23 protein-coding genes are annotated in these 23147 nt (G+C 63.3%); 11 read left to right on the forward strand and 12 right to left on the reverse strand.

Annotation, left to right across the window (positions count from 1 at the left end; translation table 11 throughout):
• Positions 1-22 precede the first annotated feature (22 nt).
• On the forward strand, positions 23-421 hold the full coding sequence (locus HNQ71_RS21285; protein ID WP_246461761.1) for a winged helix-turn-helix transcriptional regulator: 399 nt from the start codon (positions 23-25) through the stop codon (positions 419-421).
• Positions 422-478: 57 nt separating this feature from the next.
• Here HNQ71_RS21285 and HNQ71_RS21290 read toward each other — a convergent pair whose 3' ends face one another.
• On the reverse strand, positions 479-1084 hold the full coding sequence (locus HNQ71_RS21290; protein ID WP_095090908.1) for an NADPH-dependent FMN reductase: 606 nt from the start codon (positions 1082-1084) through the stop codon (positions 479-481).
• A gap of 89 nt (positions 1085-1173) precedes the next feature.
• On the opposite strand from HNQ71_RS21290, the gene HNQ71_RS21295 reads away from it, so the two are divergent.
• Positions 1174-1542: a winged helix-turn-helix transcriptional regulator gene (locus HNQ71_RS21295; protein ID WP_167392347.1), complete on the forward strand. Its 369-nt coding sequence runs from the start codon at positions 1174-1176 to the stop codon at positions 1540-1542.
• A gap of 234 nt (positions 1543-1776) precedes the next feature.
• Here HNQ71_RS21295 and HNQ71_RS21300 read toward each other — a convergent pair whose 3' ends face one another.
• Positions 1777-2172: an acyl-CoA thioesterase gene (locus HNQ71_RS21300; RefSeq protein ID WP_013530049.1), complete on the reverse strand. Its 396-nt coding sequence runs from the start codon at positions 2170-2172 to the stop codon at positions 1777-1779.
• A gap of 91 nt (positions 2173-2263) precedes the next feature.
• The gene (locus HNQ71_RS21305; RefSeq protein WP_184874614.1) at positions 2264-3205 is read right to left on the reverse strand and encodes a phosphoribosylaminoimidazolesuccinocarboxamide synthase; all 942 of its coding nucleotides are present in this window, start codon (positions 3203-3205) and stop codon (positions 2264-2266) included.
• A gap of 201 nt (positions 3206-3406) precedes the next feature.
• Here HNQ71_RS21305 and HNQ71_RS21310 point away from each other — a divergent pair, with 201 nt between their 5' ends.
• Genes HNQ71_RS21310 through HNQ71_RS21320 form a run of 3 tightly spaced genes read left to right on the forward strand, consistent with a single transcriptional unit; the run spans position 3407 to position 7145 of the window.
• The gene (locus HNQ71_RS21310) at positions 3407-5023 is read left to right on the forward strand and encodes a GMC family oxidoreductase (protein WP_184874615.1); all 1617 of its coding nucleotides are present in this window, start codon (positions 3407-3409) and stop codon (positions 5021-5023) included.
• Positions 5020-6231, forward strand: a complete 1212-nt coding sequence (locus HNQ71_RS21315) for a mandelate racemase/muconate lactonizing enzyme family protein (protein WP_184874616.1) — start codon at positions 5020-5022, stop codon at positions 6229-6231. Before HNQ71_RS21310 ends, HNQ71_RS21315 begins: the two co-directional genes overlap by 4 nt.
• Positions 6228-7145 carry an NAD(P)-binding domain-containing protein gene (locus HNQ71_RS21320; RefSeq protein WP_184874617.1) on the forward strand — a complete coding sequence of 306 codons (918 nt, stop codon included), beginning with the start codon at positions 6228-6230 and terminating at the stop codon, positions 7143-7145. The genes HNQ71_RS21315 and HNQ71_RS21320 overlap by 4 nt, the downstream gene beginning before the upstream one ends.
• An 80-nt stretch (positions 7146-7225) precedes the next feature.
• Here HNQ71_RS21320 and HNQ71_RS21325 read toward each other — a convergent pair whose 3' ends face one another.
• A complete protein-coding gene (locus HNQ71_RS21325) occupies positions 7226-8164 on the reverse strand; it encodes a diacylglycerol/lipid kinase family protein (protein ID WP_184874618.1) in 939 nt (312 codons plus the stop codon).
• 842 nt (positions 8165-9006) lie between these two features.
• Between HNQ71_RS21325 and HNQ71_RS21330 the strand changes: the two genes are divergently transcribed.
• The 4 genes from HNQ71_RS21330 (at position 9007) to HNQ71_RS21345 (ending at position 12227) form a co-directional block, all read left to right on the forward strand.
• Complete coding sequence (locus HNQ71_RS21330; protein ID WP_184874619.1) at positions 9007-9441, forward strand: DUF4383 domain-containing protein; 435 nt, start codon at positions 9007-9009, stop codon at positions 9439-9441.
• Between the two features lie 6 nt (positions 9442-9447).
• The gene (locus HNQ71_RS21335) at positions 9448-10578 is read left to right on the forward strand and encodes a hypothetical protein (protein ID WP_184874620.1); all 1131 of its coding nucleotides are present in this window, start codon (positions 9448-9450) and stop codon (positions 10576-10578) included.
• Positions 10579-10593: 15 nt separating this feature from the next.
• Positions 10594-11592, forward strand: a complete 999-nt coding sequence (locus HNQ71_RS21340) for an alpha/beta fold hydrolase (RefSeq protein WP_184874621.1) — start codon at positions 10594-10596, stop codon at positions 11590-11592.
• Between the two features lie 113 nt (positions 11593-11705).
• Positions 11706-12227, forward strand: a complete 522-nt coding sequence (locus HNQ71_RS21345; protein WP_184874622.1) for a hypothetical protein — start codon at positions 11706-11708, stop codon at positions 12225-12227.
• Positions 12228-12312: 85 nt separating this feature from the next.
• On the opposite strand, the gene HNQ71_RS21350 is transcribed toward HNQ71_RS21345, so the two are convergent.
• The 3 genes from HNQ71_RS21350 to HNQ71_RS21360 all read right to left on the reverse strand — a co-directional run bounded on the left by HNQ71_RS21350 (position 12313) and on the right by HNQ71_RS21360 (position 15022).
• On the reverse strand, positions 12313-12936 hold the full coding sequence (locus HNQ71_RS21350; RefSeq protein WP_184874623.1) for a hypothetical protein: 624 nt from the start codon (positions 12934-12936) through the stop codon (positions 12313-12315).
• A 17-nt stretch (positions 12937-12953) separates the two neighbouring features.
• Positions 12954-14576, reverse strand: a complete 1623-nt coding sequence (locus tag HNQ71_RS21355) for an FAD-binding oxidoreductase (protein ID WP_184874624.1) — start codon at positions 14574-14576, stop codon at positions 12954-12956.
• A gap of 203 nt (positions 14577-14779) precedes the next feature.
• The gene (locus HNQ71_RS21360; RefSeq protein ID WP_184874625.1) at positions 14780-15022 is read right to left on the reverse strand and encodes a DUF1344 domain-containing protein; all 243 of its coding nucleotides are present in this window, start codon (positions 15020-15022) and stop codon (positions 14780-14782) included.
• Positions 15023-15465: 443 nt separating this feature from the next.
• On the opposite strand from HNQ71_RS21360, the gene HNQ71_RS21365 reads away from it, so the two are divergent.
• A complete protein-coding gene (locus HNQ71_RS21365; RefSeq protein ID WP_184874626.1) occupies positions 15466-15960 on the forward strand; it encodes a YegJ family protein in 495 nt (164 codons plus the stop codon).
• Positions 15961-15966: 6 nt separating this feature from the next.
• Here the strand turns inward: HNQ71_RS21365 and HNQ71_RS21370 are convergent, their stop codons facing one another.
• Together HNQ71_RS21370 and HNQ71_RS21375 are read right to left on the reverse strand one after the other, a co-directional pair.
• Positions 15967-16935 carry a DUF3137 domain-containing protein gene (locus tag HNQ71_RS21370; RefSeq protein ID WP_184874627.1) on the reverse strand — a complete coding sequence of 323 codons (969 nt, stop codon included), beginning with the start codon at positions 16933-16935 and terminating at the stop codon, positions 15967-15969.
• A gap of 66 nt (positions 16936-17001) precedes the next feature.
• Entirely contained in the window at positions 17002-18060 is a 1059-nt protein-coding gene (locus HNQ71_RS21375) for a CapA family protein (RefSeq protein WP_184874628.1), read from the reverse strand.
• A gap of 164 nt (positions 18061-18224) precedes the next feature.
• Here HNQ71_RS21375 and HNQ71_RS21380 point away from each other — a divergent pair, with 164 nt between their 5' ends.
• Positions 18225-19481, forward strand: a complete 1257-nt coding sequence (locus HNQ71_RS21380; RefSeq protein WP_184874629.1) for a hypothetical protein — start codon at positions 18225-18227, stop codon at positions 19479-19481.
• On the opposite strand, the gene HNQ71_RS21385 is transcribed toward HNQ71_RS21380, so the two are convergent.
• Genes HNQ71_RS21385 through HNQ71_RS34960 form a run of 3 tightly spaced genes read right to left on the reverse strand, consistent with a single transcriptional unit; the run spans position 19478 to position 23111 of the window.
• Positions 19478-20410: a hypothetical protein gene (locus HNQ71_RS21385; protein WP_184874630.1), complete on the reverse strand. Its 933-nt coding sequence runs from the start codon at positions 20408-20410 to the stop codon at positions 19478-19480. The genes HNQ71_RS21380 and HNQ71_RS21385 overlap by 4 nt on opposite strands.
• A complete protein-coding gene (locus HNQ71_RS34955) occupies positions 20410-22098 on the reverse strand; it encodes a hypothetical protein (RefSeq protein ID WP_246461763.1) in 1689 nt (562 codons plus the stop codon). Before HNQ71_RS34955 ends, HNQ71_RS21385 begins: the two co-directional genes overlap by 1 nt.
• Positions 22038-23111: a hypothetical protein gene (locus HNQ71_RS34960; RefSeq protein ID WP_246461765.1), complete on the reverse strand. Its 1074-nt coding sequence runs from the start codon at positions 23109-23111 to the stop codon at positions 22038-22040. The genes HNQ71_RS34955 and HNQ71_RS34960 overlap by 61 nt, the downstream gene beginning before the upstream one ends.
• Positions 23112-23147 lie beyond the last annotated feature (36 nt).

Genomic DNA, 23147 nt, shown 5'->3' on the forward strand with positions numbered 1-23147 from the left:
CCCTGCTGACCAGGAGGTGACCATGGCCACACCCTTCAAGAGACTGCCGATGCTGCCGGCGGAGCGCGCCCTGAAAGTGATCGCGGGGCGCTGGAAGGCGGTCATTCTCTACCATCTCTTCGACGGCCCGCGGCGGCTGTCGGCGCTGAAGGCGATGATGCCCGGTATCACCCAGAAGGTGTTGATCCAGCAGCTGCGCGAAATGGAAGAGCACGGCCTCGTCAGCCGCGAGATCTTTGCCGAAGTGCCCACGCGCGTCGAATATTCCGCGACAGGTCTCGGCCTCAGCCTTGAGCCGATCCTGCTGGCGCTCTGCCAATGGGGCCAGCACCACGCCGATGAGCTCAACGAAATGGATCGCCTCGCCGATTGCATCATCCGCCCAAGGCCGGCGCGGGAGGCGCACGCCTCCCACAATTGAAAAAGGGGCGGCGCTGGCGCCGCCCCGGATCCTTGGGAGGACAATTCGTACCGGCGGTCAGGCCGCCTTGACTTCCTCGGCGACCGCGTCGGCCTGACGCGCTGCCTTGAGCACCTTGGCCCACCACGCGACGTCGTTGACCAGCGCCGTGGCGGCCTGGTTCAGGTGCTCGAGCTCTTCGAGCTTCTTCTCGCCCTGGCGCACGGCGAGGAAGTCACCCCAGGCGATATGGACGGCGGACTTGACCGGCGCCATCTGCAATTCGACAGCATGAAGGCGCAGCTGCTCGACGGCGCGGGAGCCGCCGACGCTGCCATAGCCGACGAAGCCGGCCGGCTTCTTGTTCCATTCGTTGGCGGCGTAGTCGATGGCGTTCTTCAGCACGGCCGTCGGACCATGATTGTATTCGGCGGCGGTGAAGATGAAGCCGTCGAATTCAGCGACCTTCTTCTGCCAGCGCTTCGCCACTTCGTTCTGCGACGGCGCCCAGGCGGAGGATGCGACCTCGTCGAAGAACGGCAGCGGGAAGTCGCGCAGATCGACGATCTCGACGTCGATATCGGCATGCGATTTGGCGATCTTGGCGATCCACTGGGTTGGTACGTCGGCGAAGCGCGCGGCGCGCGTGGAACCGACAACGATGGCGATCTTGGGTTTTGACATGGGGCTCTTCCTTGCAAGTAAAGCTGGTATCGTTTGGATACCGGCGCTATATGAGATACTGTCAACTCGCGATGCAAGGAGGCACCTTTTTGTTACTGAGGAACCCGCTCAACACCGAAGATTGCCGCGCCGTTTCGGAAATCCTGCAGCGCGTCGGCGATAAATGGACCGTTCTGGTGGTCGGCAAGCTCGGCCAAGGACCGTTGCGATTCAATGAGTTACGCGCTGCTGTCGGCGGCATCTCGCAGAAGATGCTGACCACTACCTTGCGCGGATTGGAGCGTGATGGCTTCGTCACCCGCACGGTGTTCCCGACCATTCCGCCGCGCGTCGATTACGAGCTGACCGAACTCGGCCATGAATTGCTGATCCCGGTCAGCGCACTCGGTGAATGGGCGCGCGTCAACACCACGCGCGTGCGGGCAGCACGTGAGAAATTCGACGCAACACATGCCTGAAGCCATTGTATTACAAGGGTTTTCGCCGATGGCTGCGCTAGCGACATTGCATTTGGTCGGCGGCTGTTGACTGTTTCGGGTCTGGCTTTCAGACGAACGCCATCAGCGGACAGGGGCAAAGCCGCGGCGGTACCTGCCAGCGCTGCGTTCAGCAATCGTTGACTGATTGTCTTCGTTCATCAAAAGACCGTGCGCGGCCCGTCTCGCATCTGCCGCGTGTGCACCCCGGCATGGTCAGCCTTCCGCCGGAACCGCCTTTGGCTTGCCCTCGCCATCCAGCGCCACCATGACGAAATCGGCATGGGTGACTTTCTCCATCAGGTCTGAGAGATAGCGCTGCGCCCAGGCCTCGACCTTGAGCGTCATCGAGGTGCGGCCGACACGCTCGACATGGGTGTAGATACACAGCGTGTCGCCGATCTTCATCGGCTTGGCGAATGACATCTCCTTGACCGCCGCCGTCACCACGCGGCCCTTGGCGCGCTCGGCCGCACGGATGCCGCAGGCAAGGTCCATCTGCGCCATCACCCAGCCGCCGAAGATGTCGCCGGCCGCGTTGGCATCCGAAGGCATGGCCAGCGTGCGCAGCGTCAGATCGCCGAGCGGCCGTCCTTCAGCGTAGTGAACCATGGGGGAAATCCTTCGAGGTCAATGCCCTCGATCCCGTAGCGTCATGGCGCCGAGAGGTCAACGCGCCACCCACCGAAGTCTCGCTTGACCGCTAGAAGTAACGCTTGAGGTTCGAGCGAATGCGATCCAGAACGCTATTCCCAGAAAGGTCGGGAGAAAATTCTCTGCCCGTGATTGCCTCGTAAGCCTGCGCATAGACCCGCGATGCCTGCTCGACGATCTCGTCGGGTATGTCGGGAATCGGTTGGCTGTAAGGATCGCACCTTGCCGAGACCCACGACCGGATGAAATCCTTGTCGAAGCTCTCCGGCCGCCTGCCGCTGGCGAGGGCTTCCTCATAGCTCTTGGCGATCCAGTACCGGCTGCTGTCCGGCGTGTGGATTTCGTCGGCAAGGATTATGGTCCCGTCCTTGTCGGTCCCGAATTCGTATTTCGTATCGGCGAGGATGAGGCCGCGTTCGGCGGCGCGCTGCTGGCCGCGGGCGAACAGCCGCAAGGCATAGCCCGATACGGTATCCCACTGCGCCTGCGTAAGAAGGCCCTGGTCGAGGATCTCGGCCTTGGAGAGCGGCTCGTCATGGCCACCGTGCAGGGCCTTGCTGGTCGGCGTGATGATCGGCTCGGCCAGTTTTTCATTGTCGCGCAGTCCGTCCGGCAGGGTCATTCCATACATATCGCGATCACCGCGCCGGTACCTTGTCAGGATCGACGTGCTGGTGGTTCCCGCCAGATAGCCACGCACGACGATTTCGACCGGCAGGATGTCAAGCCTTGTGCCGACGACAACGTTCGGGTCGGGGTATTCGAGAACATGGTTCGGGCAGATATCGGCGGTTTCCTCGAACCAGTACCGCGCCGTCTGGGTGAGGATCTCCCCCTTGAACGGGATCGAGGTCAGGATGGTGTCGAAGGCACTGAGACGATCGGTGGCGATGATGATGCGCTTGCCGTCCGGCAGATCGTAGTTTTCGCGGACTTTGCCGCTGTAATGGCCCGGCAACTCGGGAATGAAAGCATCAGGCAAGGTGCGCATATGATTCCTGCCTTCCGCAGATTGCTGATATCATCGCATAAGCTGTCGACCCCATGCATATCAAGCGCGATTGTCGGGATTTCCCGCAACTCGACCTGGCATCGCGGTCGCTTTTTTCACAACCGATGCCGGAAGGCGCGGCGACGCGGCGGACCCGCCGCGTCTAGGCTGTGGCCAGATTTCCGGAGCCGCCCACCAATCATGCAGACCTATGACTTCATCATCGTCGGCTCCGGCTCGGCCGGCTCGGTCCTGGCCGACAAACTGTCGGCCTCCGGACGCTTCTCCGTGCTGGTGCTGGAAGCCGGCGGCACCGACCGCCGCTTCTACGTGCACATGCCGCTCGGCTACGGCAAGACCTTCTTCGATCCGGCGGTGAACTGGAACTACAAGGCCGAGCCGGACCCGGGACTCGCCGGCAATGCCGACCACTGGCCACGCGGCAAGCTGCTCGGCGGCTCGAGCTCGATCAACGCCATGGTCTGGATCCGGGGAGCGCGCGAGGATTTCGATGCCTGGGCAGCCGCCGGCAATCCCGGCTGGGGCTATGACGACCTGTTGCCCGCCTTCAAGGCGCTGGAGGACAATCAGGCCGGTGCCGACGCCTGGCGCGGTGTCGGCGGCCCGCTGCATGTCACCGATTGTTCGGACGCCGTCCACCCACTGACCAAGCGCTACCTCGCTGCCGGCCAGCAGGCCGGCCTGCCGCTCAACCCGGATTTCAACGGTGCTGCGCAGGAAGGCGTCGGCGTCTACCAGATTTCGACCAGGAACGGCCGCCGTATGTCGGCGGCGCGCGCTTTCCTGCGTCCGGCGATGAAGCGCAAGAACGTTCGCGTCGAGATGAACGCGCTGGCGACCAGGGTGCTGTTTGAAGGCAAGCGGGCCGTCGGGGTCGAATATCTGCAGAACGGCGAGACCAAGACGACGCGTGCCGGCCGGGAGGTCATCCTGTCGGGCGGCTCGGTCAACTCGCCGCAATTGCTGCAGCTGTCCGGCGTCGGCCCCTCGGCGCTGCTCAAGGGGCTTGGCATCCCCGTCGTCCATGCCAACGACAATGTCGGCGCGCATCTGCAGGACCATGTCGGCATCAACTACATCTTCAAGGGCAGGCTGCCGACGCTCAACCAGACGCTGCGCCCATGGTGGGGCAAGCTCCTGGTCGGCATGCAATACATCCTGACGCGCTCGGGGCCGCTGTCGCTGTCGATGAACAATGCCGGCGGATTCTTCCGCACCGACCCGGCGGCGACCCGCCCCAATATGCAGCTCTATTTCCAGGCCTTCTCGACCGTCATTCCGAAAAGTGGCGAGCGTCCGATACTGACGCCCGACCCGTGGCCCGGCTTCTCCATCGGCCTGTCCAATTGCCGCCCGTCGAGCCGCGGCGAGATCATGATCCGTTCCAGCAATCCGCGCGACTATCCCAGGATATCGGCCAATGCCTATTCGACCGAGGCCGACGTCGCCGAGATGCTCGATGCGGTGAAGTTCGTGCGAAAGATCGCCTCGATGCCGGCAATGGCCGAGATCATCAAGGAAGAGGTGCTGCCGGGCCCGTCGATCACATCAGACGCCGATCTGATCCGGGATTTCCGGAAGCGCTCGGGCACGGTCTATCATCCGGTGTCGACCTGCCGCATGGGCCCCGATCCCTCGCGCGCCGTCGTCGATCCGCGCCTCAAGGTGCACGGCATCGAGGGCCTGCGTGTCATCGACGCTTCGATCTTTCCCGACAACATCACCGGCAACACCAACGCCGCCTCGATCATGACCGGTTGGAAGGGCGCCGAACTGGTTCTGGAGGACCAAAAATGAAAATCACCGACGTCAAGACCTGGGTTGTCGGCAACCCGCCGCCCGGCATCGGCGGCAAGTATTTCATCTTCGTCAAGCTGACCACCGATGGCGGTGTCGTCGGCTATGGCGAGGCCTACAACGCCACCTTCTCCGCCCATGTCACGGCGAAGATGGTCGAGGACATGGCCGAGCGCTATTTGATCGGCCGCGATCCGCACGACATCGAGAACTTCTTCCGCCGTGCATATTCGTCCGGCTTCACCCAGCGCCCTGACGTGTCAGGCATGGGCTGCTTCTCGGCGCTGGAAATGGCCTGCTGGGACATCATCGGCAAGGAGGCCAACAAGCCGGTCTACAAATTGCTCGGCGGCCAGGTGCACGAGACGCTGCGCTCCTACACCTACCTCTACCCGCACACCGGCAGCGTCCACTCCGAGGATGCGCGCGGCAAGAACGTCTACAACGACCCCGATCTCGCCGCCGCCTGCGCGCTCGAATATGTCGAGCAGGGGTTCAATGCCGTCAAGCTCGATCCGGCCGGCCCCTACACCGCCTTCGACGGCCACCAGCCGCGTCTCGTCGACATCGACCTCTCGGCGCGCATGATCAAGGCGATCCGCGAGGCGGTCGGCACCCGCGCCGACATCCTGTTCGGCACCCACGGCCAGTTCACCGCCTCCGGCGCGCTGCGCATGGCCCGCGCCATCGAACCCTATGACCCGCTGTGGTTCGAGGAGCCGGTGCCGCCCGACATGCCCGAAGTGATGGCGCAGGTGGCGCGAGGCACCTCGATCCCGATCGCCACCGGCGAGCGGCTGACGACCAAGTTCGAATTCGCCCGGGTCATCGAGAACCGAGCCGCGACCATCCTGCAGCCCGACCTTGGCCGCTCGGGCGGCATCCTCGAAACCAAGAAGATCGCCGCCATGGCCGAGGCCTACCACATCCAGGTCGCCCCGCACTGCTATTGCGGGCCGATCGTCGGCGCCGCCAACATCCAGCTGGCGGTGACGCTACCCAACTTCCTCATCCTGGAATCGCTGAAGCAGTGGGACGGGTTCCACGCGACGCTGCTTACGAAGAAGATCGAGTGGCAGGACGGCAATGTCATCCCGTCGAAGGAGCCCGGCCTCGGCGTCGAGCTCAACGAAGCGGTCTGCGATGCGCATCCCTACACCGGCAAGGAACTGCATCTGCAGATGATGCAGACGCCGCTGATGCCGTGAGCGAAAGCTATGCCTTCATCGGCCTTGGCCATCTCGGCGGTAATCTTGCAGCCAGCCTGATCCGCAACGGTTTTGCGGTCACCGTCTTCGACCGCGACCCCACCGCCGTCGAGCGCCTCGTCGCGCTCGGCGCCACCGCTGCCGACAGTCCCGCCAAAGCCGCTGCTAAAGCCGGCAACGCCATCACGTGCCTGCCCTCGCCTAAGGTCAGCGAAGCGGTCTTGGCCGGTCCAGGCGGCTTGCTCGAGGGCCTGCCCGAACGCGGCACCTGGATCGAGATGTCGACCAACGGCCGCGACGAGATCGTGCGCCTGGCCGCCCTCGCCTCGGCCAAGAGCATCGAAACATTGGAATGCCCGGTCACCGGCGGCGTGCATCTGGCGGCGGTCGGAAAAATCACCGCACTGGTCGGTGGCGATGCAGCACTTTATGAACGCCATCGCCCGGCCATCGAAGCGATGTGCGCGAAGTCGTTCCTGATGGGACCGGTCGGCTCGGCGGCGGTGATAAAGGTGATCACCAACATGCTCGCCTTCATCCATCTTGTCGCCGCCGGCGAGGCATTGATGCTGGCCAAGCAAGGCGGGCTCGACCTCGCCCAATCCTACCACGCCATTGTTGCCTCCTCCGGCAACAGCTTCGTCCATGAGACCGAAAGCCAGCTCATTCTCAACGGCTCCTACGACATCGGCTTCACCATGGACCTGGCGCTGAAGGACCTCGGCTTCGCGCTCGCCATGGCCGAACAATCCGGCGTGCCGCTTGAGCTTGCCACGCGGGTCAACGCGATCTTTGAGCAAGGCAAGGCTGCCTATGGCGGCAGCGCCTGGTCCACCCAGATCGTCAAATTGCTGGAAGATGCCGTTGGCACGGAGCTACGCGCTCCCGGTTTCCCGGCCAAACTCGAAGTCTGACCACAGGCAAGAAATTTAGCGATTTCAGTGGGTTGTACCCATCGCCGGATTCACCTGAATCGATCCGTTAACGACTTGATTCAATATCTGAGCGTCAGCGCGCCGGGCAGGATCTCGAAGGTCGCCGGTATGCGTCCCGGCGACTCGCCATCTATGTCGACCAGCGCGCCGTTCGCCTCGACATCGCCGAGCGGCTCGACCACCACTTTCCTGCCCCGCAGGATGGTGATCGCCGGATGATTGCGTTGCCGACCGCCGTAGAGCAGCCGGATGTCCCAGATCAGCTTCAGCTTGCCGGCGGCGCGCAGGATGACGATGTCGAACTGCCCGTCGGCCAGTTCCGCATCCGGCGCGATCATCATGCCACCGCCGAAGAACTTGCCGTTGGCGACCGCCACCAGCGCCATGCGCGCCTCGACCGGCGTGCCGTCGTCGACCGTGATCCTGACATGCTGGAAGCGGTAGCGGATGAACTCGACCACGGTGCGCCACAGGAACAGTGACTTCGCCGACATCTTGCCCTTGCGCTTGTCGGCGTTGACGGCGCGGTCGGTGGCGCCAGACAGGCCGAGGCTGGCGATGTTGATGAAATGCCGGCTGGCCAGCGCGCCATGGTCGTCGATGTAGCAAATGCGTCCGGCGTCGACCTTGCGGGGCTTGGCCTCCGCGAGCCGCTTCAGCACCGCATCCACCTCTTTCGGCAACCCGAGCCCCCGCGCGAAATCGATACCGGTCCCGCACGGCAAGAGACCAAGCTCGGTTGTCCTGCGGCCTTCCTCGGACGCCTGCAGCAGCCCATCGGCCACCTCGCTGGCGGTGCCGTCGCCACCGGCCGCGATCACCAGGTCGAAACCGTTTGCCGCGAGATCGAGCGCCAGCCTTTCGGCATCACCTTCGGCCTGCGTCTCGCGCAGCTCGAATTCGCCGAAATGCTTTCTCAGCGATGCGGCGACCTCCGGCCAATGCCGTTTCAGCCGGCCGCCACCGGCAATCGGATTGAGGACCACCCCGACTTTCAAGCACACCCTCCCGCAAGGACATCAAGGCGCCCGGCGCCTCGACTCCTTTGCCGGCATTGAAACCCGCGCCCGCCGGCAGGGCAAGGGCGAATGTCCACCGCTGCCGCCCGTCATGGCGGACCGGAAAATCCGTTGTCCTTGCTTGATCCCCGATAATCCCACTATCCACAGGCCTGCCGCAGTTTCGCCAACCACTTACCCGGCGTACATTGAACCCATCTCAGGCGGCTACCGATCGCCCAGCCGAAAGGCGGAGTGAAAGGCGGATTTCCTGAGGCCCGTACGGCCCTGAGCGAGAGCAGGCTTGCCTGTTGGAGGGATGGATGCCGAGACCTACGGGGCCGCGGAAAGCGTGCCAACGCCGACGGCGGACCGATGCTGCCATGAAGGACGGCAAAAACCTTCGATGGTGCGCAGGGCAAAGCCCGCAAGGGCGGAGACCGGCGTGGTCCCGAACGGGCGCTGCTCTCGGGTGGCGGGCTGGCAGGACCGTCAAAATCAAGGCCGGCATGGCGCGACGACTTTACGGAAGCTGCTGCCGCGACCGTGTCCTGATCTGACAGGGAGGCGCTGGGAGAGATCCCGGCGCCGACTGTCTTTTGGCTATCCCCTACAATTTTTACGCTGTTTCCGGATATGGCTGCAACCGGCGCTGAAATCAGCTAACGTCCGGCGTCGTCGGAGTCCGTTTGATAACGCGCTCTGCAGAGGCGTATGGCGTGGGTTTCGAGAACCGAAGCGCAGCGGACATTTGGGTCCGTGAGCATCGGAAGCGCAGAAAACCGCGTCAGGCGTCCGGCAGAGTAGCGTTAGCGAATGGGCTCCCTGAAGGGGGATACTTCATGACGTTGATCCAGAAGCTTGCCGTTGCCTATGCGTTCCTGTTCTTCGGCGTCGTCGCCATCGGCTACATACCGGCGTTCAACGATGCCAGCGGCAATCTGTTCGGCCTGTTCTCGCTGCAATGGTACGACGACCTGCTGCACGCCTTCTCCGGCGTCTGGGCGCTGGCTGCCGCCTTCATCTCGCACCGCCAGGCGGTGTTCTATTTCAAGCTGTTCGGCTCGGTCTATCTGTTCGACGGCGTGCTTGGCCTGATCACCGGTTCCGGCTGCCTCGATGCCGGCATCTTCATCAACGGCTTCCGCTCTCTCAATGATATCGAATTCCCGGCCCGCTTCTTCGCCAATCTGCCGCACATCGTCATTGGCGGCTTCGCAGTCTATGTCGGCTTCTGGCTGTCGAAGCGAATACACGACCACTTCGCCACGGCCTGATCGGCCATGATCCTCTTTCGCTGGCTGAAGCGCATCGTCAAGGCGATTCTGTGGCTGATTGTCATGGTCGTCCTGATCCCGGTCGTCGGGCTGAGCTATGGCTTCCTGACAACGTCGTCACTCGACAAGGCGCCGCTGCCCGGCATCGCCGACGGCGCGCCGCCCAAGGCGCTCGCCGACAAGGTTCGCGCCGAAATCCCCGGCTACCAGCGGCCGGAGGAATCGACCTTCCTCACCTACCCGGAATGGGCGATCGTCTACGCCGCGCGCGAATATGCCGGCTTCGTCGACAAGAACCAGCCGAGCGGCTTTCCCTATTGGTCCTATGTCGGTCGCTTCTGGCAGGACTACGCCATGGTGATCCGCGCCAGTTCTGGCTACGAGTTCAACTTCGCAAACCACCAGATGCTGGTCATCATCGGCACCAGCCACAGCATCGAACACATCCTGCAATGGGCCTATGAGAACACGGTCGGCCGCATCACCGAGGCGACCGCCGGCAAGCGCACCGCCGCCGACATCTATCAGGCCAAGGTGGCGGCCGACTATGCCGCTTTCCTCGACCAGGTGCCGTGGTATCAATTTCCCTATGCCGAGAAGCGCGCCGGCCTCTTTGCCGTGCAGCCGGCGCCGGGCGACAGCTCCATCCGCACCAGCGAACGCAAGCTTGCCTTCGGCCTTGCCGACACCATCAAGCAGGGCTACGCCGACCTGATCAAGCAGGCACTCGCGGCCACGTCCCCACCAGCCTTCCTCGACATCCATGTCTGGGCCAAAGGGCCGGTCGGCGAAGCGACACGCAACGAGCCCGATACCTTGCTTGAGCGCGACTACGGCGCCGACGGCGCCGTCTTCGTCACCAAGCGCTACCAGGTGTTTACCGAGATGATTCCGCGCCTGATCGACAAGGGCGTCTCCTTCGTCGAAATCGGCGGCAATGACGAGATCATGGTCACCGTACTTTCGACCGACTCGATCGCCGTTCCCGAAGGCATCCGCATCCTGTTCAGCTATCCGCTGCCGGCCGACCCGGCCACGCGCCGAACCGGGCTGACCGTCGCCGTGCGCAAGCTGCATCTCGTGCTGCCGGCTCTGATCAAGTCAGGCGCCAGGCTCGAACATGTCTATGACTATTGAGACGATAGCCAGGCAATGCGCAGACTGATCCGCATCGTCGGCTGGCTTGCGCTCACGCTGGTCGTGCTGATTGTGGTCGTGCCTGTCGGCTTTCGCGGCGCGGCTGCGCTGCGGGAGAACCTGTCACCCGAGGAGGCAGCCCCGGCGGGAGCGCTGTTTGCCACTGTCGATGGCCTGGAGATCCACTACCAGGTCTGGGGACCGCAGGACGGGCCGCCGCTGCTTCTTTTCCACGGCACGGCCTCCTGGTCCGAGACCTACCGCGATGTCGCCGCGCCATTGGGAGAACAGGGCTTTCGCGTCATAGCACCCGACATGCCTCCCTTTGGCTATTCGCAAAGACCGGCCGACCAGGATTATTCGCGCGCTGCCCATGCAAAACGCGTCCTCGGTTTCGCCGACGCGCTCGGCCTGCGCCATTTCAGCGTCGGTGTCCATTCCTATGGCGGCGGTGGCGTGATCGAAGCCGCGTTCGAGGCTCCGGCTCGCGTCGACTCGCTGATCCTGCTCGACGTGGCACTTGGCCTCGGCCGGACCGAAGCGCCGACAATGCCGTTTGCTGCTCTCCTGAACCTGCGATGGCCTCGCGAACTGCTGACTGCCTCGACCTTCACCAACCCTCTTATGGTCGGGCCGGGTCTGCGCTCCTTCATCGGCAACGACGACGTGGTCACCGCCGAACGCATCGCGATCTACGCACGGCCCCTCAATGTCGATGGCACCACCGATGCGGTCGGCCATTGGCTGTTCAGCGGCCTCTTCAACGACGAACGAAAATCCCTTGCCGCCAACCCCGCGAACTATCGCACCTTCACGCCGCCCGTTCTTGTCATCTGGGGACGAGACGATACGACCACGCCCCTCCAGCAGGGCGAAGAGATAGCTGCGCTGTTTCCGCACGCCGAACTGGCGGTTCTCGATGGCGTCAACCACATCCCGCAGGTCGAACGTCCGCACGATGTGGTGCGGCTGATCGCGAACTTCCTCAAACGAATCTTGCCGGCCACTCGATAGATCGACGGTTCGGCGCTCCGCCACGCTCATTCCACAATCGCGGCCAAATCCCGCCTTGTTCGCGCGCGATGGATCGTTTGCATGTCGGGGGCGCATATGGAAGGGACAAGACCGTGATCAAGACCGCCCTTGTCGCCATGACCATTGTCGGCTGCGACTGCGACGCCAGGCTTTGCGAATATATCGGCGAGACGCCGGCCAAGTGGTCGACGATTGCCGAATGCGAAGCGGCGATGAAGAGCCAGATGCTGCACGAGCGCAATTTCAACTATCCGCTCATCTCCGGCATCTGCCGTGCCAAGGGCTCGTCGTCCGCGGCGCAACTGACCGCGACCGCGTCGCGCCCGGACCTGAAGCCCGCCAGCAGGGTCGTTGAAACCGAAAGCCCGCTGCCGCCGGAATTGAGCCGTCGGCCGAGCGTCCCGGTTGGCTCGCCGACGACGGCCATGGAAGCCGCCGCCGCCCGGCCCGTCGCCTATGAACAAGTGGTCGATGGCGGAACCGGCGTGCTCTACCGCACGAAGAATGGCTATGCCGTGGTCAAGACCGATCTTGGCCGCGCCGCCTCGGCGACTGCCGACATGGCGAAACGGTCGGCGAACTGGCTGGCCGGACTGGTGCCGAAGGGGCTGTAGAGCAATCCCAGGACAAGTGTGGAGCGATTCTCTCGGGAAAAGCGCATAGCGCTTTCCCTCAGGGAATTGCGCCGAAACAACGCCCTTACAACTTGACCTTGAGGCTCTGCCAGAACTTGTCGATCAGCGGCTTTTCGGCGGCCGCATCCTCGCCGGCAACGCGTGTGATGAACAGCAACCCCTGATCGGCAAGGCCGAAGCCGACGATCTCGAAATCGGCGGTGTCGGTGCGCGTCTTCACCTTGGCGAGAATGCCGGTCAGTTCCTTGCCGTCGGCGAGCTTGCGCGTCGTCGGCTCCTGCGTCAGCTTCGCACCAGCCTGAACCGATTCCTTGGTCATTTCCCGCAGCATCAGCTGGTTGAGCGACACCGGATTCATCTTGCCGTATTCCTGCACGACGACGATCGTGCCCAGCGCCGACGCCATCAGATACTGCGTGATGTTCTCGCCGAGATCGGTCTTGGTCACCGAAATGTCGCTTGGATGAACGAAGGAGAAACTGCCGCCGGAAAATGTAGCGAAGTCGTTGCGCTCGAGCGTCACCTTGCTCTGTTTGCCACCGGGCAGCGTCACATCTGTGCTTTCGCCCGGATCGATATCGACCGAGACACCGTCGATCGTCAGCTTGAAAGCCTTGAGATCCTCGGCTCCGGCCGGTCCAGCGCACAGCGCGATGAGGGTGAGTGCCGCCGCTGATACCATTCGCATGGTTGTTCTCCTGACGTCTATACCATCCCGCTCAGCGCCTTGATGGCACGGTAGAAGGTCGAGGAAAACAGTTCCGTCGGGTCATATTGCCGCTTGGCCGCCAGGAAGGCCGGCAACTCGGGATAGGAGGCCAGCAATTCCCTGGCCGTGTAATGCAGCTGATAGGGCAGGAAGAACCGCCCGCCATGCTTGATCGTCACGTCGATCAGCGCCCGTGTCAGCGCCCGCATTTTCGCATTGCCGTCGGCATCGGTCGGCTGGTTGATGTAGAGCACCAGGGAATAGGCCGGCTCCGGCGCGTAGGTCAGCGCGATATCCTCCTTGTGGACGATGCGCACCGAGGCGTTGAGCACCGGCAGCGTCTGGTTGCGCAGGATTTCGCGCGCTTCGGTGATGAACTCGATATAGGCGGCGCGCGGAATAAAATATTCGTGCAGGATATCGGTCTCATCCATCAGGTCGTTGAACAGATAGGGCACCGAATCATGCATCGGGTTGTTGCGGGTGACGAGACAGGCCTCGCCTTCGGCCATGGCTGAGGTGCGCGCCACAGTGCAGCTTTCGAATTTCGGTTCCAGCGTCTTTTCGGTGAACCACTTCAATTCCTGGAACAGGCTGCCCCATTTCGCCAGATTGATGAGCACCCGCTTCAGCCCCACCGAACCCGGCTCGCCGATCTCCGGCTGGTCGGCCGGCGGCTGGTCGGCCACCTTGTCATAACGATAGATGATCATGTCCTCGAGGAAATTGCCCGGCGCCGTCGACAGATGGCCGTAGAACAGGCCGATCTCCTTGTTCGGTTCCAGCACGTCGGCGAAGAATTTCGGGAAATCGTCCGATTTGATGATCTCGCGCGAGGTGCGGTAGACCGTGTTATCGACGATATCGAGCGTCGCCTCCAGCACCACGCCGAACAGGCCGTAGCCGCCGACGACATGGCGGAACAGTTCAATGTTCTCGCTCGGTGAGCAGGTCATCACCGAACCATCCGCCAGCATCACCTGCATCGAACGGATCGAGCCGGCAACCGAACCCGCCTGGTGGTCCATGCCATGCGCATTGACCGACAGCGAGCCGCCGACCGAGAAGATGTCGGTCGACTGCATCGCCTTCACCGCGAAGCGCGGATGCAAGAGGTTCTGGATGTCATGCCAGCGCGCGCCGGGCTGCAGGGTCATGGTCTTCGCCGCGGCATCCACGGTGACCTTGTTGAACTTTCTCAGGTCGAGCACCAGCGCGTTGTCGTCGAAGGCGTGTCCGCCCATAGAGTGGCGGATGGCGGCCAACGAGACTTTCAGCCCGTTGGCGCGCGCAAAGGCCAGCGCCTTGGCGATGTGCTCTTCCTCGCTGACCTCGACCACCCCATAGACCGGTGTCTTCGACAGGCCGCTGGCATCGTTGATGTCGCCACCTTTTGCCGACCAGGGCAGCGAAGGATCGAAGGCCGGCGGGCTGGCAATCGGCTTCAGCGGCAGTGCGATGCCATCGACATCGGCGATGCGTCCGGCGTTCTTCGGTCCCGAAGGCCCTCGCGCCAGCCGCGCCACCGTGGTGCCGCCCCACAGCACCGCGCCGCCGAAGACAGCCGCACCCAGCAGCAATCGCCGCGACAGGCGAAACCCTTTTTGTTCCTCGGCCATCGATATCCCCCCGTTGGCCAAGGGATAGCGCGGCGCTTTGGCAAAAACCATAGCATTGCATGGCGGAGCCGAGGCGCTGTTACGGCATCAAAGCGGCCAGCGATGAGGTTCAGGCGTCACAAAGGTGATCTCGAAGAGTTGCGCTGCCCCTCATCCGCCTGCTTGGCGACGAGGGACAGCGCCCTGCCCATTAAAGATTGGGCTTACGAAGACTTCTTGATCGATGTCACCATGCCGGTCTTGTCATCGACCGTCACCGCCACCTTGGCGCCGACCTTCAGTTTGCCGACCGTCGCTTCCGGCGACAGCTGGTAGATCTTGCCGTCGTCGAGAGTAATCGACTTGGTAGTCGGATCGACCGACTGGATGGTGCCCTGAACGGTCGCGGCATAGGCCGTGCCGAGGAAGGCGAGCAGAGCGGCGGTGGTTGCGAGGGTCTTCTTCATCGGTAAGCACTCCGTGCTGTTTCGGTTTTCCGGCGCCACCATTTTGAGAAACGACAGCACCGAACGGCCTGAAACTGGAACGGAAAGCTCTCCTTCGCAAATCACGTTGGGTGTATTTTCGCAAACAATATCATAGGCTTAATTCCGACACATTGCCTGCCGTCGATGCAAACTCTGGCCACTTCGGTTTCCCCTGACAAGGGCACTTCTCCATGAAAAGAGTCACTTGGCTGATTGTGGCGGCGGCTTTTCGATCACCACGCGGCAGCCGCAATCCACCTCGTGCGGCATCACGAAACAGACTGCTGGCCGATCATCGGTACAAATATTGTTTCAGAGATCAGTTCAAACCGCCCCCAAATGCGGGATGAAACTCGCGCTCCGGTTGCAATCCGGGAATGGATGCAGGATGGTGTCGACCGTCGCGATGAAGGGGACCTTCCATGACGCTTGCAGTCCGGACCATGATATCCTTGGTGCTGGCGTTTGCTCCGGGATTGGCCGGCGCACAAGGCATAGATCCCGACGACGACAAGACGGTTATCTTTACTCCCGGCGATCCCGAAATGGCGGCAGCGACTGCGAAGGCACTCGCCAGCCTAGATGAATTCCTGGCTTTGTCCGAGGCTCCTCCCTCCGGCACAGATCGGTTCAAATTAAAGGTCAAGGTGCGGGACGGGAATGTCACCGAACACTTCTGGGTCATACCGTTCCGCCGCACCGAGACCGGTTTTGTCGGCATATTGGCGAACCAGCCGGAAGAGGTGCAGAGCGTCGTCCTCGGCCAGAACATAGAATTCACCAGGAACGACATTTCCGATTGGGGATACACACGCGACGGGCGTCAGGTCGGCAGCTTCACTGTCTGTGTGATGTTCAAGAAAATGTCGAAAGAAGAAGCGGATTACATGCGCGACAAATACGGCTTCGACTGCTGATAGCGATCAGCCGATCTCGTCCTTCGCGCCGATCTTGCGCACCAGCGCTGCCGTCGCCAGCATGGCGCCCATGTCCGCGATCATCGGCGCGACATGCCTGGTGTAGTCGAGCGGAACCGAGATAGCCGGCAGTTCGAAGAAATTCTTCGTCTGCGGCAGCAGCAGGAAACCATCGCTGCCGTTGAGCGCGACGCGGGCCGGATCGTCCGGCCAGGTTTCGCCCAGCCATTTCAGCGCCTGCGCCAGCCGGCCGGTCACCAGCGGCCGTGCGGCCTCGATGTTGTCAGTGCGGAATTCATAGGCGGCATCGAGTTCGGGCACACCGGACGACAAGTCCTGCATCTTGCTGGCGAACATGCCGCGGAAGAAGCCGACGACCGCATTGGTTCGCCGCGTCGCCACCAATATTCCCGGGAACGGATCGATCGCTTCGAAAGCGACGATGACACCCTTGAAGGCTGTCGATGAACCCTTGCCCGACCCTTCCCGCAGTTCTGCTTCGTAAAGCTCGAACGGAAACTCTTCGTAGCGCCCCGAAACGACATCGTCGAACGACTGCCGGTTGAAAGGCCCGACCGCCTCGCGCGGCAGCCGGTCGAAGGAGTTCGGCCTGCCTCCATGCTGGTAGCGCATATCCGTGATGAAGCCGAAGATGATCGGCAGCAGCGTTTCGCGGAACGATTGCTGCAGCCGCGTCGCCGGTTTCATGGCCTGGAAGTAGAGCAGGATCGAAGCCGCGAAGCCGATGACGTAGAGAAACACATGCGGCGTCGAGAACCATTGCTCGTTGGGGTCGGCGACCTTGTTGAACAGCCAGGCGACCAGCACCACGAACACCAGCACTAGGCCGACGAAAAGCGGCGCCCGCCAACGCACCTGCCGAACCGCCGAAGCCCTCACCGCCTCATAGGTCTCGATGTCTTTCCGGATGCCGGCCGTGACCGCCTCGCTCGGCATGAAATCCGCCGTTTCCATCGCCATCCCCCGCAAGCGTGCCAGTGCCGGCGCATGATAGTCGGTTTTACCGAGGCCGCCAGCGGGTTAGGCGGAGACCCCTTCCTCGCGTGTGGGAGAAGGAAAGATCGCGCTCAGCCGACCTTTGACCTTGTCGCGCATTCGCCCCTTCAACCCTTCCACCGGCAGCAGCCGCTCATGATCACCTGCGCGCAGCCGCACAAAGGGATGCAGCTGGTAAGACGCGATCGAGCCGCGCGTGCCGGCATCGGCACTGACATCGACGATGAATATTCCTCCAATGCGCCCCGGCCATGGCTGGCGGGCATGGGCCGTGCCGAGGAAGTCGCCGAGCCCATAGGCGACGATCGTCCTGCTGATCCGGTCCACCGGTTGTACGACATGGGCGTGATGGCCGGCGATCAGCCCGACGCCCTGCCCGGCCAGCCGCCTGGCCAGTGCCTGCGTCTCGGCGCGGGGAAAATGCCGAAACTCCCAGTCCCAGTGCGGCACCGCGCAGAGAAGATCGACGGCATCGCGCGGCCACTGCGCTGGATCGCTTTCCATCGATACGCGGCCAGCGAACAGGTTTTCATCGGCGTTGCGCCATAGCGTGAAGGCCGCGAAGCCGACGTTCAGCGGCCCGACGGTGACAGGCACCACCGCATCATTAGCGGCCAGGCCGATGGTGCGGATGCCCAGCCGCTTCAGCGCCGCCACCGTCGCGTCGAAACCGGCGACGCCCTGGTCGAGCACATGATTGTTGGCCAGCGACAGCACCAACTTATCGCGAGCAACACCCACCGCCGCCAACGCCTCGGCCAGAAAGCGCTCGCTCATCGCATGGTGCGTGCCGAGTTTTGTCCCCAGCACCGCACTTGGTCCGTCAACGATCGGGCTTTCGCAATTGCCGATCACCAGATCGGCAGAGCCGAGCAACGCCCTGATCGCCGGATCGCAGTCCGGCGCGCCGCGGTTGGCCACCGCCGAGATGTCGCCGATGAAGGCGAGCCGCACCATCCGCTTCGGCGGCGGTGTCATCGTCGTCCCGGCAATAGGCGCGAAACCACAGGCATCACCGCCGAGCGAGGGCTTCAGAAAGCGCGGCAGCCACGACAGTTTGTAGGAAAGCGGATAGTTCGACACGCCCAAGCCCAATCGTTTGCCCTGTGTAAACCGTCGGGCTCGAGGGTTGAAGCGCATCCGTCGACAATCGTGCAACGATGGCGGCTGGCCGCCTCGGCGCTGACAGGCGCGGCGCCGCAAATATGTGTATGGTCCCTGGCGCGACCAACGGATGGGAGTAAAAGATGACACGAATAGCAAGCCTGCTGGCATCCGCTTTCATTCTGCTTGTGCCTTTGTCGTCCGCGCGCGCCGCCACGCCCGAAGCGGCAACCGCCTTGTTCGAGGCCAAGACCGTGGCCGCGCGCGACACGGCCCTGTCGACGCTGGAGGCCGCCGCGCCAAAGGATCCGGCGTCAGCCTACGCGGCCGGCGCCGGCGAGTTCTTCACCGCGCTGGAGCTGCTGGCCAGCGGCCTGCATCGCCATGGTTTCGAAAGCCCGCAATCCTTCATGCTGCCATTGATGCGGCTGCCGGTGCCCGACAATCCCAACCCAGAGCCGCTGACCTATGAGCAGTTCCGCGCCATTCTGGTCGGCTTCCGCGACCGGCTGGAGAAATCCGCCGCCACGCTGGGCTCGGTCCCGGCCGATGCCGATATCGGCATGGTGCTCGATCTCACCCATGTCGGCATCGACCTCAACGAGGACGGCGCGATCACGCCGGAAGAGAGCATGGCCGCCATCATGGCCTCGCTGTCGCGCGGCGGCAGCGCGCCGGACGGAGCAGCCCCCACGCTTACCTTCCGTTTCGACCGCGCCGACGGCTATTGGCTGCAGGGCTATGCCGAATTCCTGATGGCGCAGGCCGATTTCTGGCTGGCGCATGATTTCAGGAGCACCTTCGACGGGTCCTTCCACATGCTGTTCCCGCGCGCCGAACTGCCGCTGCAGGACATTCTCGTGCCGCCGAGCAGCGAGACGGGCAGCAGCATCTTCTCGTCGGAATGGCGCATCGCCGATTTCATCTCGCTGGTGCATCTGGTCAACTGGCCGGTGGTCGAACCCGAGCGCCGGCAAGCGGCGCGTCGCCACCTGCTCGAAATGATCGGGCTGTCGCGCGAGGACTGGAAAGCGATCCGAGCCGAGACCGACAACGATCGCGAATGGCTGCCCGGGCCGCAGCAGAAGGGCGAAAACCATCTCACCGGCCTCGAAGTCGGCGAGGAGCAGGTCGAGGCCTGGCTCGCCACCTTGACCATGGCCGAGGATCTCCTGGAAGGCCGTGTGCTGCTGCCGCATTTCCGCATCACCGGCAAGGGCATCAATATGAAGCGCTTCTTCGACGAGCCAAAACCCTTCGACCTGGTGCTGTCGATCACCGGCCCGGCCATCGCGCCCTATCTCGAAAGCGGCAAGATCCTGACCAGCGAGGAATTCGACCAGATCCAGCGCCAGTTCGGCGGCGCAGGGTTCCTGACCTTTGCCTTGTGGTTCAACTAACGCGCAAATCCGTGCAGCCGGCCGAGCAACCATTGCAATGGATTGCCGACGAAAGCACGCGTGACGAAACTGTCGTGGGCAGCGTCCGAGGCAAGGAGGGCGACGGTGCCGGTTTCGAGGCGGCGCGGCGGGTCCGAACTGGCGTCGATGCCCTGGCTTGCCAGCAACTGTCTGATCTCGGCATTGCCGGAGGCGGAGGATTGGCCATAGGCGCTGACGAAGAAGCTCTTCCTGTGGCGCGCGGCCCAGTTGGCGAAAATGTCGGCCTCGTCGAACACGGCGTCGAGCAGGATGACGCCGAGCAGGCGATTGCCGATGTCGCCATTCCCCAACACGAAGGCTGGAGGATTGTAGCCGCCGCTATAGGCGACGAGCACCACTGGCATGGCGTCGAATTTTGCCGCCTTAGCGCCGGTCAACTTGCCCAGTCCTTGCGCTGCTTCGGCCAGGAACATCGCAAAATGACCGGGCGTCCAGAAATTGCCGGCGCTGGAATCCTGCGCGTTGCTGGCGAATTGCGGCGCCACCAGCACGGCGTTGAGGCCGGACGCCTCGACCTGCGCGACAACCCGTTGGCGGCCGACCACATCGCGCTGCAAGGTCGCACCATTGCCGTGGAAGAACACCACGATGACCGCCGGCCTGGCCGGATCGAACCCTCGTGGCGCCGCCAGCAGAGTGCTACGGTCGGAATAGGTCTCGTCTTCCCAATAGACGCCGCCACGCGGCGAAGTGTGGCCGCGCCGGCCGTTGGCCGTCACGTCGAGAAATGGCCCGGAGCCATCAGGCAGCTTTCCGCGATAGGGAAACGGCGATGTCTTGAACGGTACGATGGCCGATATGGTCTTGCGCAAGCGCGCGCCCTCGCCCGCGGCCGGGAACGCCGCCGCGGCCAGCAGTCCGGCGACGATGGCGCGCCGGTCGGGCATCAGGCCGTCACCAGCCGGATTGCTGGCGCCTTCGACGGCAACAGCACGGTAAAGAAGGCCGGGATGGCGACGAGATAGGCGATCGCCGCCCATTGCAGCACGGCGCTGAGGCCGAAGCTGGTGGCGACGATCGGCACGGCGGCCGAGCCAATCACCGAGAAGCAGCCATTGATGCCCCAGGCCCAGACGAAAAGGTGCTCCTTGCCGAGCCGCGCCAGCCAGGTCATAGCGGTTGCCATCGGCATGCCCATCAGGAAGGCCGGCGGCGATACCAGGAGGAAGCAGAGCAGCAGCCGGACGGCATAGGGATAGGCGCCAATCCAGTCGAGCACCGGCGACAGAGTGACGCCGTAGGCCAGCAGCAGCACGCAGATCGCCAACAGCACGACAGGCAACAGCGTCCGGGCGCGGTCGAAGATGCGCGCGGCGAACAGGCTGCCGAGACCGGAAAACACCAGCATCGACGAGATCAGCACCGAGGCCGACACGGTCGGATTGGCGAGCGCCACGGTGAAACGGCTGATCAGCCCGACCTCGACCATGATGTAGCCGAGGCCGAGGCAAGCGAAATAAAGGATGGTGCCGAGCTTGCCGCGCGAGTGCGAGAACACGATGCGCCAGCCGAAGATGACCGGCAGCACCACCAGTGACGCCGCCGTGATGCAGGCGATGCCGAGCGTCGCCCAGATCAGCAGATAGCCCCAGTCGTCCTGGAACAGGTCGAGCCGGTCCAGCGTCAGCGGCAAATCTGCGACCTTCACATAGGCGGCGAAGTAGGGCTGGTCGTTCCTCAGCGGACGCACGTCGAAGACATAATCGCTGGCAAGCTTCGCCCAGCCGCCGGTCAAAAGCGCGTGCCAGGTCATGCGCTGCAGCGCGGTGGCCGGCAGCACGTCGGGGCCGGCATCGCCGCCAGTATCGGCGCAGGCATCGAGGGTCGGATCGGCCAGCGCTGTCGGGTCGCAGGCTGCGTTGGGAGCGGTCGGGTCGGCCGGCGCCGTCGCATCGGCGGCGGGTTGGGTCAGCGTTGCATCCTGTCCGCTGCCAAAGATCGAGGCGCGATAGTCGTCGAGGATCTTCTGCGCCGTCGAGCCGTCATAGGGCATGCCGGGGTAGTAGACCTCTTCCCACGACATCGACTTGGTGTAGTCGCGCAAGGTCTTGATTTCCGCCGCGCTGAAACCGCCGCGCTTGAACAACACCGTGGTTGTCGAGAGATAGCTCGACACGGCGAAGATATCGTCGGCGGCACGTTGAGGATCGAACGTTCGAGCCGCCTCGGCGATGGTGGAATAGAGCTTCAGCACCGATTTCGGCGGCTCTTCCTTGTTCCACAGGGTCACCGACAGCACGCCGCCATCGGCCAGCGCATGCATGTAGCTCAGCATTGCCTCGTGCGTGTAGGCGTATTTCTCCGAGATGGCGAAGCCGCCCGGATTGGACAGGCCGACACTGTCGGCGAGGCTGAGGTCGATGACGTCGTAGCGCTCGCCGGTGTTGGCGAGAAACAGACGCCCGTCATAGTCGATCACCTTGAGGCGCGGCTCGGCCAGGATATCGCCGGTCACATCCTTCAGCACCGGGTCGCGGAACGCCCGCAATGTCATCGGATTGCTCTCGGCGACGGTCACCGAGGTCGACCCGGCGTTGAGCGCGGCTTGCGTGGAGATGCCGCCACCGAACTGCACGACGAGGTCTTCGGCTTGTTCTTGATGACATAGGGATAGTGCATCGGCAGGTAGCGGAAATAGACCTGGTCGGCCGGCGCCAGATTGCGCATGATGCCTTCCGGCCCGTCGCCGTCGCGATACATGCCGACATAGGTGTTGGCTGGAACTTCCGGCATGCCGAAGGCGGCATTGTCGCTCAGGCCCGGCGCGAAATGCATGTATGAGCTGGCATAGACCTGCAGGTCGCCGAACGGCGAGACGCTGCGGTAGATCCGCTTGCCGTCCGGGAAGTTGCGGGCATAGGCGACGCCCTTGTACTGCGACACCGCGATGTCGGGTATGCCGAGCAGGCCGGGCAGCATCAGGTACCCGGCGATCGATAGCGCCGCGACGACCGCGCCGGCGACAACACGCTTCCAGGCGCCGAAGGCGAAGAACCACAGCAGTGCACCGGCGGCCCACAACAGCAGCGGCACCACGATGATGGTTTCCGGCGAGAACAGATACATCGACACCAGCACGACGAGGCCAGCGAGCCCGGAGCCGGTGAGGTCGGCGAAATAGACGCGACTGAAGGCGGTGCGGCTTTTCAGGAAGACGATGCCGAGGAAGAATGCGCCGGCCAGGAACGGCAGGAGATAGAGCAGGAAATTGGCCAGCAGCCGCCATTTCTGCCCGGGATCGGAGACCAGGAAGATGGCGTTGAACGGCACCGTCTGGGCAGCGAGGTTGGAGGCGACGGCGAGTGGGCCGACCAGCAGCAGCGCCGCCGTGGCGGCCCCTTGCCAGTGCCGGTCGAACCAGTCCTTGCCGGCGAAGATGACGACGCTGGACAGCGAGAAGCCAAGCATTGCGAGGCTGACCACCAGCGAACCGAAATGCGACCAGCTGCCGACGGCGAACACCCGCATGACCGATATCTGCAGCGCGATAATAGCGCCGGCAATCAGTCCGATTGCAAGGTAATGCGCGAGACCAGGCGCCTCCAGCGAGGCGATGCTTGGTCGGGAGATCGGTGCGACGGCTGCCATGCGGGCCTTTTTATCTGGCGGTTCAGCAAGGCCTTA

This window comes from Mesorhizobium sangaii, assembly GCF_014207355.1.
Lineage (GTDB): Bacteria > Pseudomonadota > Alphaproteobacteria > Rhizobiales > Rhizobiaceae > Mesorhizobium > Mesorhizobium sangaii.

Excerpts from the sequence above, each read along its gene's own strand:
- HNQ71_RS21285 (WP_246461761.1), top strand. The coding sequence starts at position 23 with ATGGCCACACCCTTCAAGAGACTGCCGATGCTGCCGGCGGAGCGCGCC.
- HNQ71_RS21290 (WP_095090908.1), bottom strand. The coding sequence starts at position 1,084 with ATGTCAAAACCCAAGATCGCCATCGTTGTCGGTTCCACGCGCGCCGCG.
- HNQ71_RS21300 (WP_013530049.1), bottom strand. The coding sequence starts at position 2,172 with ATGGTTCACTACGCTGAAGGACGGCCGCTCGGCGATCTGACGCTGCGC.
- HNQ71_RS21305 (WP_184874614.1), bottom strand. The coding sequence starts at position 3,205 with ATGCGCACCTTGCCTGATGCTTTCATTCCCGAGTTGCCGGGCCATTAC.
- HNQ71_RS21310 (WP_184874615.1), top strand. The coding sequence starts at position 3,407 with ATGCAGACCTATGACTTCATCATCGTCGGCTCCGGCTCGGCCGGCTCG.
- HNQ71_RS21315 (WP_184874616.1), top strand. The coding sequence starts at position 5,020 with ATGAAAATCACCGACGTCAAGACCTGGGTTGTCGGCAACCCGCCGCCC.
- HNQ71_RS21330 (WP_184874619.1), top strand. The coding sequence starts at position 9,007 with ATGACGTTGATCCAGAAGCTTGCCGTTGCCTATGCGTTCCTGTTCTTC.
- HNQ71_RS21335 (WP_184874620.1), top strand. The coding sequence starts at position 9,448 with ATGATCCTCTTTCGCTGGCTGAAGCGCATCGTCAAGGCGATTCTGTGG.
- HNQ71_RS21340 (WP_184874621.1), top strand. The coding sequence starts at position 10,594 with ATGCGCAGACTGATCCGCATCGTCGGCTGGCTTGCGCTCACGCTGGTC.
- HNQ71_RS21350 (WP_184874623.1), bottom strand. The coding sequence starts at position 12,936 with ATGCGAATGGTATCAGCGGCGGCACTCACCCTCATCGCGCTGTGCGCT.
- HNQ71_RS21355 (WP_184874624.1), bottom strand. The coding sequence starts at position 14,576 with ATGGCCGAGGAACAAAAAGGGTTTCGCCTGTCGCGGCGATTGCTGCTG.
- HNQ71_RS21360 (WP_184874625.1), bottom strand. The coding sequence starts at position 15,022 with ATGAAGAAGACCCTCGCAACCACCGCCGCTCTGCTCGCCTTCCTCGGC.
- HNQ71_RS21365 (WP_184874626.1), top strand. The coding sequence starts at position 15,466 with ATGACGCTTGCAGTCCGGACCATGATATCCTTGGTGCTGGCGTTTGCT.
- HNQ71_RS21370 (WP_184874627.1), bottom strand. The coding sequence starts at position 16,935 with ATGGAAACGGCGGATTTCATGCCGAGCGAGGCGGTCACGGCCGGCATC.
- HNQ71_RS21380 (WP_184874629.1), top strand. The coding sequence starts at position 18,225 with ATGACACGAATAGCAAGCCTGCTGGCATCCGCTTTCATTCTGCTTGTG.
- HNQ71_RS21385 (WP_184874630.1), bottom strand. The coding sequence starts at position 20,410 with ATGCCCGACCGGCGCGCCATCGTCGCCGGACTGCTGGCCGCGGCGGCG.
- HNQ71_RS34960 (WP_246461765.1), bottom strand. The coding sequence starts at position 23,111 with ATGGCAGCCGTCGCACCGATCTCCCGACCAAGCATCGCCTCGCTGGAG.